This window comes from Peribacillus sp. B2I2 (genome assembly GCF_041261685.1).
GTDB lineage: Bacteria > Bacillota > Bacilli > Bacillales > DSM-1321 > Peribacillus.
The window spans coordinates 4829076-4843135 of sequence record NZ_JBGCCB010000001.1 but is presented as its reverse complement, the minus strand read 5'-3'; the positions used below and the strand labels follow the sequence as shown (position 1 = coordinate 4843135).

Annotated in this window: 14 protein-coding genes and 1 pseudogene; 11 read left to right on the top strand and 4 right to left on the bottom strand. The window is 38.9% G+C overall.

Annotated features, from left to right (window positions below):
• Positions 1 to 306 precede the first annotated feature (306 nt).
• From bioB to modA, 5 genes are all read left to right on the top strand, one after another.
• The gene (gene bioB, locus ABIE66_RS24060) at positions 307 to 1272 is read left to right on the top strand and encodes a biotin synthase BioB (RefSeq protein WP_370017108.1); all 966 of its coding nucleotides are present in this window, start codon (positions 307 to 309) and stop codon (positions 1270 to 1272) included.
• 720 nt (positions 1273 to 1992) lie between these two features.
• Positions 1993 to 2565 (top strand): polysaccharide deacetylase family protein, encoded by a 573-nt coding sequence (locus ABIE66_RS24055; RefSeq protein WP_370016569.1) that lies wholly within the window; start codon positions 1993 to 1995, stop codon positions 2563 to 2565.
• Positions 2566 to 2582: 17 nt separating this feature from the next.
• Positions 2583 to 3182, top strand: a complete 600-nt coding sequence (locus ABIE66_RS24050; protein ID WP_289326660.1) for a DedA family protein — start codon at positions 2583 to 2585, stop codon at positions 3180 to 3182.
• Between the two features lie 185 nt (positions 3183 to 3367).
• Positions 3368 to 4534 (top strand): MGDG synthase family glycosyltransferase, encoded by a 1167-nt coding sequence (locus tag ABIE66_RS24045; RefSeq protein ID WP_289326659.1) that lies wholly within the window; start codon positions 3368 to 3370, stop codon positions 4532 to 4534.
• Positions 4535 to 4708: 174 nt separating this feature from the next.
• A complete protein-coding gene (gene modA / locus ABIE66_RS24040; protein WP_370016568.1) occupies positions 4709 to 5500 on the top strand; it encodes a molybdate ABC transporter substrate-binding protein in 792 nt (263 codons plus the stop codon).
• A 140-nt stretch (positions 5501 to 5640) separates the two neighbouring features.
• Here modA and ABIE66_RS24035 read toward each other — a convergent pair whose 3' ends face one another.
• Positions 5641 to 6129, bottom strand: coding sequence for a VanZ family protein (locus ABIE66_RS24035; protein WP_289326657.1), 489 nt, complete (start codon positions 6127 to 6129; stop codon positions 5641 to 5643).
• Positions 6130 to 6245: 116 nt separating this feature from the next.
• Here ABIE66_RS24035 and ABIE66_RS24030 point away from each other — a divergent pair, with 116 nt between their 5' ends.
• The 3 genes and pseudogenes from ABIE66_RS24030 (at position 6246) to ABIE66_RS24020 (ending at position 7658) form a co-directional block, all read left to right on the top strand.
• A complete protein-coding gene (locus tag ABIE66_RS24030; RefSeq protein ID WP_370016566.1) occupies positions 6246 to 6617 on the top strand; it encodes a hypothetical protein in 372 nt (123 codons plus the stop codon).
• Positions 6614 to 7114, top strand: coding sequence for a hypothetical protein (locus tag ABIE66_RS24025; protein WP_370016565.1), 501 nt, complete (start codon positions 6614 to 6616; stop codon positions 7112 to 7114). The genes ABIE66_RS24030 and ABIE66_RS24025 overlap by 4 nt, the downstream gene beginning before the upstream one ends.
• A gap of 40 nt (positions 7115 to 7154) precedes the next feature.
• Positions 7155 to 7658 (top strand): annotated as a pseudogene (locus ABIE66_RS24020) (GrpB family protein).
• Positions 7659 to 7749: 91 nt separating this feature from the next.
• Here ABIE66_RS24020 and ABIE66_RS24015 read toward each other — a convergent pair.
• The 3 genes from ABIE66_RS24015 to kduI form a co-directional block, all read right to left on the bottom strand.
• On the bottom strand, positions 7750 to 8757 hold the full coding sequence (locus ABIE66_RS24015; RefSeq protein ID WP_289326655.1) for a LacI family DNA-binding transcriptional regulator: 1008 nt from the start codon (positions 8755 to 8757) through the stop codon (positions 7750 to 7752).
• A 158-nt stretch (positions 8758 to 8915) separates the two neighbouring features.
• The gene (gene kduD / locus ABIE66_RS24010; RefSeq protein WP_370016564.1) at positions 8916 to 9692 is read right to left on the bottom strand and encodes a 2-dehydro-3-deoxy-D-gluconate 5-dehydrogenase KduD; all 777 of its coding nucleotides are present in this window, start codon (positions 9690 to 9692) and stop codon (positions 8916 to 8918) included.
• Positions 9693 to 9760: 68 nt separating this feature from the next.
• Positions 9761 to 10591, bottom strand: a complete 831-nt coding sequence (gene kduI, locus ABIE66_RS24005; RefSeq protein ID WP_289327396.1) for a 5-dehydro-4-deoxy-D-glucuronate isomerase — start codon at positions 10589 to 10591, stop codon at positions 9761 to 9763.
• 311 nt (positions 10592 to 10902) lie between these two features.
• On the opposite strand from kduI, the gene ABIE66_RS24000 reads away from it, so the two are divergent.
• The 3 genes from ABIE66_RS24000 to ABIE66_RS23990 all read left to right on the top strand — a co-directional run bounded on the left by ABIE66_RS24000 (position 10903) and on the right by ABIE66_RS23990 (position 13999).
• Positions 10903 to 11868 (top strand): sugar kinase, encoded by a 966-nt coding sequence (locus tag ABIE66_RS24000; RefSeq protein WP_370016563.1) that lies wholly within the window; start codon positions 10903 to 10905, stop codon positions 11866 to 11868.
• A gap of 84 nt (positions 11869 to 11952) precedes the next feature.
• Positions 11953 to 12978 carry a 2-keto-3-deoxygluconate permease gene (locus tag ABIE66_RS23995; protein ID WP_370016562.1) on the top strand — a complete coding sequence of 342 codons (1026 nt, stop codon included), beginning with the start codon at positions 11953 to 11955 and terminating at the stop codon, positions 12976 to 12978.
• Between the two features lie 265 nt (positions 12979 to 13243).
• Entirely contained in the window at positions 13244 to 13999 is a 756-nt protein-coding gene (locus ABIE66_RS23990) for an AAA family ATPase (RefSeq protein ID WP_370016561.1), read from the top strand.
• The last annotated feature ends 61 nt before the right edge of the window (positions 14000 to 14060 follow it).

The following is a 14060-nucleotide window of genomic DNA, read 5'->3' as shown; positions in this document are numbered from 1 at the left end:
GAACTTCCGAACATTTTGGTTTGAAGGGAAAGATAGATATCGAAATGGAGCCATTCTGCTGAAAACCGGAACGAGCCAAGCTGCTTTCCTAGGAAGTACATAAGCCACGGAATCCATGCACCAGCGATTCATCACACTTTAATGGCAACACATCAGGAACAACAGATGTGATTTAGCGAGTGCAAAAAATTATTCAATCCGTTCCAAGGGTCAGGTAATTAATCGAGTCAGTTTCATGAGAAGGAATTTATAAGATTGTAAAGAAAAGAGGGATAAGGTTTGGATACATTAGTAAGGGATTGGAAGATGTTAGCTGAGAACGTAATTAAAGGATATAAGGTGACGAAGGAAGAAGCATTATCCATCGTGCAAGCTCCGGACGGCGATGTTTTGGAAATTTTGAATGCAGCCTATCTAATACGCAAGCATCATTATGGGAATAAGGTTAAATTGAATATGATCATCAATACGAAATCAGGATTATGCCCCGAAGATTGTGGCTACTGCTCGCAGTCGATCGTTTCGGAAGCCCCAATCGATAAATATGCCTGGCTGACTAAAGAAAAGATTGTCGAGGGAGCGCAAGAATCCATTCGTCGTAAAGCGGGTACATATTGCATTGTTGCTTCTGGCCGTCGGCCGACTAGCAGGGAAATTGATCATGTCATTGAAGCGGTAAAAGAAATCCGCGAAACGACGGATCTTAAAATCTGCTGCTGTTTAGGTTTCCTGAATGAGGAACATGCCGGCAAACTAGCGGAAGCAGGCGTTCATCGCTACAATCACAACTTGAATACATCACAGGAAAACTACAGCAATATTACATCGACACATACATATGAGGACCGGGTAGATACAGTAGAAACTGTTAAAGATGCCGGAATGTCTCCATGTTCAGGTGCCATTTTCGGTATGGGGGAATCTGAGGCGGAAGCGGTGGAAATCGCTCTATCATTACGCAGCCTTGATGCAGATTCCATTCCTTGTAATTTTCTCAATGCAATTGACGGAACACCGCTTGAGGGAACTTCCGAGTTGACCCCCAATAAATGCCTGAAATTGATTTCAATGATGAGATTCGTTAATCCGAGTAAAGAAATCCGTCTGGCCGGCGGTCGTGAGGTTAATCTCCGTTCCATGCAGCCCATGGCACTTTATGCAGCCAATTCCATCTTCGTCGGCGATTATTTAACGACAGCTGGTCAAGAACCCACGGCGGATTGGGGAATCATCGAAGACCTGGGATTTGAAATTGAAGAATGTGCTCTTTGATAAAGAAGGTTATAAAACTTTCATTTTTTGAAGAAACCATATGGATTTGAAAAAAACACCCTTAGGGTGTTTTTTTTTCAGTTTGTGACAAAAGGGAGCGGATTTCTGAAAACAGCTGGAATATTTTTTGAGGGTTTGTAAAATTTGAACGCTGATTTACTCTCCAGGCACTCGCTTTCCGCGGGCGGTCCGGGAGCCTCCTCGGCGCTTTTTGCGCCTGTGGGGTCTCCCTTGACACGCTTTTTCCGCAGGAGTCTCGTACCTTCCGTTCCAATCAACTGGAATGTTTTGAAAAAACTGCAGGCAACCCGATTTCTTCAATTTGTCTACAGTCAGGGTGTTTTTTTTATTTAGCTGTAGATAGCAAGTGACCAGTCAATCTTTACAAAAATAAAAAAATGATTGATTAGTGAAAATAATTAAAAAAAAATGCTAAATTGTAAGAAGAGGTTTTTTTAATGTAATGAAAGACAGTGCAATGAAAATTGTAATTGCTTGAAGATAATAACATTTGCTGCATAGAGTAAAAGATTATGATATAGGGAAAGGACCAGTATTGGTAATATAAATAATGAGAGGGTATGTTTTTGTGTGATACATATATGGATATTTAGTTTTATTATTTTATTTTTGCTATTTATATTTTATACTATTTTCCCAACGGTGCTTATTCGTGCATGCAGTCTGGGAATAACAAAAAATTTCAAGTCGAATAATGGGATGGCGCTAACTTTTGATGATGGTCCCAACCCTGAATATACGATAAAATTACTTGATCTTTTAAAAGATTATGGGATAAAGGCTACGTTTTTTGTTGTTGGCAATAAAGTGAAAAGCAATCCTGAAATTATTAAAAGAATGCATGAAGAGGGACATACTATAGGTATCCATCATTTTCATCATGTTTCAAGTTGGGTTCTTTCTCCAATCCATCTGCGGAGACAGTTGGATATGACGGCAAAGGCAATAAATGAATGTACGAATGAAAAGGTGGTTTTTTACAGACCTCCATGGGGCCATTTCAATATTTTCACCCCACTTTTAAGTAAGAAATATAAGGTGATAATGTGGTCGCACATTTTCGGAGATTGGAAAGTGGAAAAATGCAGAAATAATCTGCTTGATCAACTGCGAACCACTTCAACAGAAGGTTCCATTCTATTGCTTCATGACTGTGGTGAAACCTTGGGAGCGGATAAAGAAGCACCTGGCTACATGATTGAAATGTTAAAAATTTACCTGCAGGAGCATAAGGAAAAGGGAACGCGCTTCATTACTTTAAAAGACTTATAACTAATTCTGGGGGTATTATGAATATAGATACGCTTTTACATTTTATTGATTCGTATGGATACCTGATCATTTTTCTTTTTTTATTCTTTGGCATTGTGGGAGTGCCTGCTCCAGAAGAATCCCTTCTATTTCTGATTGGGGTGTTGGTTGTCCAAGGGAAGCTCTCATTTGGTTTAGCGACGCTGTGTGCAATTCTCGGCGCCTTTATCGGAATGCTGGCAGCTTATGCATGCGGAAAATATGTGGGGTATCCATTTATAAATAAATATGGAAGATTCATTGGAATTACTGGTGAACGCTGGGAGAAAGCAAAGAAAAACTATACGGATAATGCACAAAAAACCTTAGTATTGGGATTTTATATTCCGGGTATAAGACAAATTAGTCCATATTTTGCAGGAATCTCTTCTATACCCTTTCGGAAATACTTCCTATTTTCCCTATTAGGCACTATACTCTGGACTGTCCCTTTTATAGTGGCCGGTTATTATGTGGGGGATGCTTTTAATGTTAATCCCAAATATGTTCCATATTTAGGAATTGTATTTTTGGTAATTTTTGTAATATATGTTACTATCAAATACATTAAAAAGAGAAAACGAATGTCGAAAAATTGAGTCGGCTCCTCGTTATACAGCACAACATTGATTCCCTCTCGGAAGATGGAACCTTTGCTAAACTTGATTTAAAGGAAATTGTTTAAAAATATCGATAATTATATTGTAAGAGGAAGATATCATGGACCTGCTAATACATTTCCCCATTATATATTTTCAGAATGATTTCTTAGGAGATGACACATATGAAGAAGATTTTGTTTTTACCTCTCTTTCGAATGCAATCGGGACATCATCAAGTTGCAGAGGCATTAATGGATATGTTGAAAAAGCATTCAAATGGGATTACTTATAAAAAAATCGATCTAATCAGTTATACCAACACCTCTCTAGAAAAAATAGTGGCAAATAGTTATCTGACATGGATTCGTTATGCGCCAGAAACCTATAATCTTGCCTATAAAAACCTTTTTTACATTCACTCACCAAAGGAACGGATATTTAAATGGTATCAGCAAATATTCATGAAAAAAATGGAACAATTGATAGCTGAAGAAAAGCCTGATTTAATTGTTTGTACACATGGTTTCCCTTCCTATCTTTTGAGCCAGTTAAAGATGAAAGGAAAGTGCAGCACACCGGTTATAAACGTGTACACGGACTTCTTTATTAATAATGTGTGGGGAAGCGAAGGGATAGATGCCCATTTTCTTCCTAGTCAAGAAGTAAAAGAAAAGCTGATGGGTAAGCGTCAAATACCAAAACAAACGATGATGGTCACTGGTATTCCCGTGCACGAGGAAATCACTAAAAATGCCGGTGTACAAAGAAACACAGAACGACCAAAAGTTTTGATATCCGGAGGAAATAGTGGTTTGGGAGGGATTTTGAACTTAGGTGATGAGTTAAAGAATTCGACCGACTTTGATTATTTAGTTCTTTGTGGCAACAACACCAAGCTGTATGATGAAATCCAAACGTGGAACTTAGCTCATATCAAACCATTGCCTTATATCTCATCAAGGTCTGAAATGAATAAGCTTTATGAAGAAGTTGACGCAATCGTTACGAAACCGGGCGGTGTCACGATTAGCGAAGCATTGCGAAAAAGGCTTCCCATTTTTGTTCATTCCAGGCTTCCGGGGCAGGAGGAAATTAATCTACAGTATTTAAAACAACAAGGACTTGTATTTAAACTTAATCAGAAAACGCCTTTTGAAAAACAATTGTTGAGTATATTGAAGGATCAGAAAAAAATGAAAAAATGGAACACATCCATTGAATCCTATCATAAGGAAATAGAGTTGGAGAAACCTGAGCGAATGGTGGAGGTCATGAAATTGATCCTTAATCTTAATCAAAATGGTACGCCTTCCTATCTAGCCCGACAGCCCAAAATACTTTATAGCTAAGTTTTCACTTTCTGGCAAGGGCATCCTACAGTGAACCAGATGAAGAGGCGGTTTGAAAAGAACAGATTATAGTCAATGGCATTCCAAACCCGGAAGGCTGCTTTATTAGTAGCTCTCCTGATTTTGTTTTTATAAGATATAACTAGTTATAACTGGTCGGAAGGAAGAGCGATTTTGAAAAAAATATACCTTATGATTTTTGCGATTATGCTGCTTGTGGCAGTGGGTACAGGGTGTTCAAATGAAGAAGCGGAAAACACGGAAATGAAGGGGCAGCAGGTGGAATTGACGGTTTCCGCAGCTGTAAGTTTGCAAGATGCCTTAAATGATATAAAAGAGTCCTTTGAAAAAGAGAATGCAAATGTGAAAGTTAATTACAATTTTGGAGCCTCTGGAGCTCTTCAGCAACAGATTTCCCAGGGCGCACCTGTTGAACTGTTTTTCTCGGCTGCAGAAGATAAATTTGATAAATTAGTAGAGGAAGACCTTATTGAAGAGAAAAACGGAATCGATTTAGTCGGCAATGACCTGGTGCTGGTGGTGCCAAAGGATTCCGATAAGGAACTGGGATCACTGAAAGACCTCACAAAGGCTACCAAAATTTCGATTGGCACTCCGGAGTCTGTACCGGCAGGGCAATATGCGAAACAAACCTTGGAAAACCTGAATCTCTGGAAAGAGGTTGAAGATAGATTGATTTATGCCAAGGATGTCCGGCAAGTGCTTACATATGTGGAAACGGGAAATGTGGACGCAGGGCTCGTTTATAAAACGGATGCGATGAGCTCATCAAAAGTTGATATCATTGCAACAGCCAAGGAAGATTTACACGATCCGATCATATATCCCGTCGGAATGATCAATGACCTGGACCATTCCAAGGAAGCCAAGCTATTCTATGACTATCTCCAAACGGAAGCCTCCATTAAAATTTTTGAAAAATACGGATTTAAGAATTTGAAATAACCACCAATCTGGTGGTCTTTTTTTTAGTATAACAAGTAATATTAGGAATATTTTACTTTATATTGAAACTTCATCTCGCTTTAAACGTAAGTATAAGGACATGCATGTATTCATCTTTCAACATAAGGGGATAATTCGACCTACACTTGACTGCGAATGGTTCCATTCTTTTTGAAAACTGTGTAAAACAGCTTAATCGGCAGGTATCCTATAATCCCACCGAGAGTATTCAGGATTAAATCATCGGTATCAAAACTTCCTAATTCAAATAAAAGCTGAAGAATCTCGTAGGTGAAGCTAAAACAGAATGTCGCAATCAAGATCGGTTTGAGTTGGGTAAACCTTTTTGATAGTAAAGGAAGCATGAGGCCAAATGGTACGAAACCGATGATATTCCCCACTATGTTTTCAATCCGGATGGATGTATTTACATCAGCTAAGAACAGGTAATGGAAAATGGTTTTAAAAGGGATGAAGTTATGGGAACCCCAATAGCGGCCATTGAAGGAAAAACTAATATGATCATTCATTTCGGTTATCGAGAAGGTTTTAAATAAAATGAGCTTTGTAAGAATTAATAGATAAAGAACCATACATAGCGATAAAAGGACTTTTACAAAAAATTTCATGATACAACTCCAATATTAAAGTAGGAAATATATATCATTTTATCACAAATGGTATATGATGATTTTAATGTAATATTTTACTAGTTTTTAGAACAAATGACCAAGGAGGAGTAAAAGTGGAGGAAGCAATAATTGATTTTCTCATTGTAGTCATGTTAATTATTGGTTTCACATACGGTCTGATTAGGCAATTTAGACAATGCGTCAGTATCAGGAATGGAAATAAATCTGATTATGCACATTACAAGAGGATACTGATCGGAAACTATCTGTTTTTCCTATCCTATTCGGGTTTTCTTTTTTCCTACATTTTGAATTCATTACTGGGATCTCGTATTATACAGGCTTCATTTATTACAAGTGATAATACTAGTTTTTGCTGTTTCAGTTTTCTTGCCATTCTATTAATCGCTAAATTTGGGATTATTCCTAAGGAAAATGAACAAGTTGAATTACAAGAATACATAGTTGAGAAAGAGGAAATATGAAGAAAATTTCGCTTACCCTATTAATCGTATGTATATCGATCACCTTTCTAATGAATTTTGCCATGCCTGAATTTGCTGGCAAAATGAAAGGCAATATAAGTTCCATGAATATCCTTTATTCATACAGTGTCACAAAATCATTCTCGGAACAAACCCAAGATACGATCGAAATGGCATCCGTGCCTTCAGGGAAAACCGATACCAGGAGCGTTGATTACCGAAGTGATGTTAAGCTTGAGGAAACTCCACTGAATATTAGAAGTGTAGTGAAAGGGAGCTTGAACATGCCGCAGGCGTATAAAACTAAAGTAAAATTAACCGGTCCCGAAAAAGGGTTTTCATACCGGAAATATTTTCTTACCAAAAATTATGATAAAGGAAGATATACAGTCATCCGAACCAATAAAATAACGGGAAAAGAAAAGGTGTATGTCGGAACTTACTATGAGCCGAGCACGCAAGATCCTATCGTCAAATGGTCACGTGATGAGAAATAATGGCTGATAATACCTTTTACATGAAAAGTTGAGTGATTATATGGAGAAAACAGTAAAGGTCGAGGATTATAACCCTGATTGGGTTAGCGAATTTCAACAGGAAAAAGTAAGGATAACGAAGGTTTTAAAGAACTATTCCCCCCTTTGTGTTGAGCATATTGGAAGTACATCTGTAAAAGGGTTGGGGGCATGGCTGGCGTCCGGCATTTAGATAGCTGACATATTCATTGAACCCTTGAAATCGATTGGTTATGAATTTGTCCAACATAAGAAGTTTCCCGAAAGGCGTTTTTTTAGAAAAGGCCAATGGAGAGCGGGGACACATCATTTGCATATCTATAGATTCGGAAGTGAACAGTGGAAGAATCAACTTTCGTTTAGGGACTTTCTAAGAAGCCATCCTGACGTAAGGAAACAATATCAGCAATTAAAATTATCCTTAGCTCAAAAGCATCCTGCGGATATAGTCGGGTACACGGAAGCGAAGGCACCATTTATCCAAAATGTCATAGAATCAGCTAAAAATGAGGTGAATGGCGGGTGATTTCCAAGGTGAAAGATATAGCCATGTTTCTGTAAATTACCTAAAAGGTGGTAACGGCAGTGAATGTAAACTGCCGTTTTTGTATGAGCAATTAGCATGAACCTCGAACAATCAGTTCGGGGGCAAACCGATAAGTAATGTACGGGGTCTGACCAGAATCGGTTATCCGGTGCAATAATAACTCTGCTGTTTTAATACCCATTTGTTGTATTGGTTGTCCGATTGTTGTGATCGATGGTTCATAAAACTCCGTATAAGCGACATCATCAATGCTGACAATGGCCACATCCTCAGGAATCAAGATTTTTTGTTTTTTCAAATAGCTAAGGATTTCACGTAACACTAAATCATTTCCTGCCACTATGGCTGTCGGAGGCTTTTCTGCATCGAATATCCGGGCCAACTTTTCTTGAATTTGGTTTCTGGGCAACGAATAAATATCATCATCCCTTACTTCCAATTTATGAGATGCCATCGCTTTTTTAAATCCTTCGATTCTCTCCATTCTTGGTGTGATGGGGATATCAATCGGTAAGGTTAAGAATGCAATATTTTCGTGTCCTTTTTCAGCCAGCATGGACACAGCCAAAAAGATTGCAGCATGATTGTCTAAAAGAACGGAATCAGATGTAACTCCATCAACCAATCGATCAACGAATACCATTGGAATGGAATGATCGATCAGGTAATTATAGACTTTGAAATCATTTCCTACCGGAAAAATGATGATTCCATCTACTTGCGTGGAAACCAGCAAATCAAGATATTCTTTTTCTTTCTCAGGATCATCGGCAGAGTCACATATGAATACCTTCATGCCATGCTGCTGAAGCTGTTCTTCTACGGTACGAATTATTTCGGTGGATAAAGTATGTAAAATATTAGCTACGAGTATCCCTATGACTTTTGTTTTTTTCACTTTTAAATTCCTGGCATTATCATTGGGACGAAAGTCGAGTTCTTGGATGACTTTCTCGATTCTGTCTTTGGTTTCAGCACTCATATAACGAAAACGTTGGTTGATATATTGAGAAACCGTACTTTTGGAAACACCGGCCTTCTCAGCAACATCCGATATGGTAATTTTCTTTTTTTTCATGATGTTCTCCTAAAGGGAATAATTTCTTGAAATAGAACGGGATACCTACATCATAACAAAGGAGTCTGATTTTGTTAAACATTGGATGAAAGAAACACCCTAAGCGCTTTGGCTAAGGGTGTTAACCTTAAACATATTCATTTGTCTTAATCGGCGGATTAACGAACGAGCCAGCCTCCATCAACAGCGAGGATATGGCCATTCATATAGTCAGAGGCCTTGCTTGCAAGAAATACGACGGTTCCCATGACATCAAAAGGTGTTCCCCATTTTTCAGCCGGAATCCTTGAAAGAATGTCTTTGTTTCTTGACTCATCTGCACGAAGCGCGGCTGTATTGGCCGTTTCAATATATCCTGGCGCAATCGCGTTTATTTGAATGTTTTTAGCGGCTAATTCATTAGCGAATGCTTTAGTCAGCCCAGCAACGCCATGTTTACTCGCTGTATAGGCCGGAACGAACTTACCTCCTTGGAATGTGAGCAAGGATGCGATATTTATGATTTTTCCGCTGCCTTGTTCAACCATTTCTTTAGCAACAAGCTGACTAAGAAAATACAGGGAATTAAGGTTAATGTCCATTACTGCATTCCAATCTTCATCTGTATATTCCAATAAAGGAGCCCTGCGAATCGTTCCTGCATTATTAACAAGGATATCGATTTTCCCGTATGCATCAAGACAACCTTTTACAACACCTTTAAGGCTTTCCTTGTTCGTAAGTTCTGCTTGGTAAAAGACTGCCTTTTGTCCGGTCGTTTCGATTAAATCCTTCGTTTCCTGCCAATTATCACCATGGGCAACGATAAAAACATCTGCACCTGCTTTTGCTAACGCTACCGCATATCCTTGTCCTAATCCAGTGTTTCCTCCTGTTACGATGGCAACTTTACCTTTTAAACTGAAAAAGTCCATTGAAAAATCAAGTAAACTCATCTTTTTTCCTCCATCCCCAATAAGAATATGATTGTCTTCGGCAATTTTAGTTTTAGCATTCTTTGGTGTTACTTCATTTCTGAAATAGGAAAGGTATCCATATCCTCATATGTATAATTCTCTCCAGCCATTGCCCAAATGAAGGTGTAGTTGCTCGTAGCGGAACCACTATGTATGGACCACGGAGGGGAAATGACAGCTTGCTCATTTTTCATTACAATATGCCTTGTTTCTTCGGGTTCACCCATCATGTGGAACAAAATTGCATCTTTAGCTAAGTCAAAATACATATAAACTTCTACTCTGCGGTCATGAACGTGAGGAGGCATCGAATTCCAGACATTTCCTGAAGCCAATTCAGTCATTCCCATACACAGTTGACAGCTTTGGATTCCTTTTTCATGAATCATTCTACGAATCGTCCGCTTGTTTGCCGTTTCCTGTGAACCCAGTTCATCACCTTGCACTTCCTTAAATGCAACGTGTTGAACTGGGTAATTTTTATGGGCTGGAGCAGAGGCTAAATAAAATTTAGCGGGTTCGGTGCCTGAATCACTAGTGAAAATTAGCTCTTTACAGCCTAATCCTATATACAGACAATCGCGATTTTCAAGGGTATATACTGCCCCATCAACTGAAACCTTCCCTTGGCCGCCTATATTAAATACACCTAATTCTCTTCGTTGTAGAAAATAATCGGCTTTAATGAAATCATGGCCCTCAAGCTTCACCCCTTTAGAAACAGGTTTGATTCCCCCTATGATGATCCTGTCATCAAGGGAATAGCATAAAGAAACGTCATCATCGAGAAATAAATTTTCCACTAAAAAATTTTTGCGAATTTCACTTGTATCAAAATGTTTGGCTTGTGACGGATGAATGGAATAACGTTTTTCCATATGCATTATAAATAACCTCCTAATTTAGTAAAACGGTTTATCATATTTTTAAAAAATGTTAACGTTACCAATATTTAAAATATATATAATGTTTTCCGAATAGTCAATGTTAATAGAAAAATTTAGTAGTTAATTAGTATAACTAAGGGAAAATATGTTAAATAATGTGTTTTTATGCAAAATAAAATATAAAAACTTAGTATTGTTAATAACTGGTTTATATGATAATCTGATTTCATTCAAAAGAAAGCGCTTTCTAGTAGTTATGGTTTACTAAACCGTAATATACCTTTTTTCAGGAGGAATTGGGAATGAAAGATTTAGATGTGATCACCTTTGGGGAACCGATGAACATGTTTTATGCAAATGAAGTAGAGCCATTACATGATGTTAAATCCTTTTCCCGAGCGATTGCGGGAGCAGAATCAAACGTTGCTTGCGGATTGGCGCGTCTTGATTTAGATGTTGCTTACATGACGAAACTTGGCAAAGACAGTTTCGGTAAGTTCATCATCGAAGAATTGAATAAAGAAAAAGTCGACACGACAGGGATCCGATTTACAAGTGATCACCCGACAGGAATGTTAATTAAGTCTAAAGTACTCCAGGGAGATCCGGAGGTGGAATATTTCAGGAAAAATTCAGCTGCTTCCACCCTGGATATTGACGACCTTTCTGAAGAATATTTTCGGCAAGCCAAACATCTGCATGCAACAGGTATCCCATCCGCATTATCTGAAAGTTGCCATGAATTCACAGTTGCTGCCATGAAATTTATGAAGAATCAAGGAAAAACGGTTTCATTTGACCCGAATTTACGACCTAACCTATGGCCGGATAAACAAAAAATGGTGGATTGCATTAATCAGCTTGCTTACATTTGTGATTTATTTCTTCCTGGCATGTCCGAAGCGGAAGTTTTAACAGGACTTAAAAGACCTGAAGAGGTGGCTGAATTTTATTTGAACAAAGGAGTTAAAATGATCGTCATCAAGCTTGGAGCAGAGGGAGCCTATTATAAAAATGCGGATGAAGAAGGGTATATTAAAGGTTTTGTCGCCGAAAAGGTTGTTGATACAGTAGGTGCCGGCGATGGTTTTGCCGTCGGGGTGATCAGCGGCTTGCTTGAAGGTAAATCTACGATTGAAACCGTTACTCGGGGTAATGCGATTGGCGCTCTTCAAGTCATGTCACCTGGTGATATGGATGGTATGCCTAGCCGGAAAAAATTACAGGACTTTATTGAAAGCCAGAATGAACTTTTAAACGTTGAATGATCGATGACAGCAACCAGTTAACTCCACACCTAGACTTCCAATTACAAATAATCATAAATTTGATAATGAAGTGGAGAGATTGCGATGAGAATAAAAGCTGCAATAGAAAAAATCCCTGGTGGCATGATGGTTGTCCCTTTGTTCATAGGAGCCTTGATACATACTATTTTTCCTGATACGGCAACCTTCTTTGGAGGATTTACAGGTGCCATGCTAACAGGTACCGCATCGATATTAGCCGTCTTTTTCTTTTGTGTCGGAGCTACGATAGATGTTAAGCAATCAGGGTATATTGCCAGAAAAGGATTTACGTTGCTTATCGGTAAAGTCGTATTTGCGGCATTATTAGGATATGGGGCAGCTTTGCTGCTTCCAGAGAATGGGATTCAAACTGGTCTCTTTTCCGGTCTTTCGGTTTTAGTGCTGATTGCAGCTTTTAATGAAACGAACGGCGGTCTTTATACCGCACTTATGACAAAATTGGGCAGAACGGAAGATGCTGCCGCATTCCCGTTCATCAGTATTGAAAGCGGACCGTTCTTCACAATGATCATCCTGGGAGTAGGCGGGCTTGCTACATTTCCATGGCAAACAATCGTCTCCACTTTGATTCCATTTGCAGTCGGCATGATTGTAGGGAATATTGATAAAGAATGCCGGGAGTTCTTTGGCCAGGCGGTACCGGTCCTTATCCCGTTCTTCGCATTAGCTCTAGGATTCGGGTTGGACTTTGGCATGATCTTAAAATCCGGATTCATGGGTATTTTAATGGGTGTTGCTGTCGTCTTCCTTTCCGGAGGTGTCTTATATTTACTGGACCGCTACGTTACAGGCTCTGATGGTGTTGCTGGGGTCGCCGCTTCTTCCACAGCGGGTGCAGCAGTTGCTGTACCATTCATCATTGCCGAGTTAAACCCGCAATTTGCACCTGTAGCGGAATCGGCAACAGCGATTATCGCAACAAGTGTATTGGTAACGGCGATTCTAACACCCATGCTGACGATGTGGGTCGCAAAGAAACAAGAAGAAAGAGGCATTCCGCACCGTAGAGGCATGAAACCAGCCATATTAAAAGATCCAAATGTAACTTCCATAAAAAGAGCGAAGTAAAACATAAGAAATGTAAGCGTTAACTAAAAGCAACTGGGATTGTAGTCCCAGTTGCTTTTTTTGTGATGCATATAGATTGATGTTAAAATAAGGAAATGACAGAACCTCCCTCATTATCAATCTATGAATTTGGCTAATCAATGGAGTTCTTCGATAGGGAAGGCTCCTGGATTGCAGTTCTTAGCCGTTTTAAGAATGTAGCATGATAGAATATACTAGCTCTTTAAATGTTTATAAGAATCTATTATACAGAAGGTGATTACATATGAAACTAAATTATGATACACAGTACATCAGGGGCGTCTACCTGAATAGAGACCGAATATCTTCGTATGACTATTTTCCTCTTAATCTTCCGGTTATCAACCACCTTCAGGAAGTGACCTTTCATCCCAGTGTTACCTATGTTATCGGGGAAAATGGAATGGGGAAGTCCACCTTGCTTGAAGGTATTGCGATTGCGTATGGCTTCAATCCAGAAGGCGGAACGTTGAATTTCAATTTTTCCAATTATGATTCACATTCCAATTTGGACGAATACCTCCGTTTGAAAAAAGGAGTGTACAAACCGAAGGATAATTTTTTCTTTAGGGCGGAAACTTTTTATAATTTAGCTACGAATATAGAGGAATTGGACAGGGAGGCATCGTTTGGTTCGAAAATTATCGATTCCTTCGGTGGAAAGTCACTTCATCAACAATCACATGGGGAATCTTTTTTCTCAGCCTTTGTAGAACGATTTCAAGGCGATGGATTGTATATCCTTGATGAGCCTGAAGCTGCTTTGTCGCCGCTAAGACAAATATCGATGCTGGCCAGGATAAATGAGCTTGTTCAACAAGGTTCCCAATTCATCATTTCCACCCATTCCCCGATCATCATGGCCTACCCGGATGCTAAAATCCTTCAGATTTCAGAAGAGGGAATGAATGAAGTGACTTTAGAGGAGTCCAATCATTATTTGTTAATGAAACAATTTTTTGAAGATAAAGATCGGCTGCTTCATCATCTATTTCAATGAGATTTTAGCATCTCCATGAAAAGCAACTAAGGAAAAACCCCGTCTGCACTGCGCATACGGG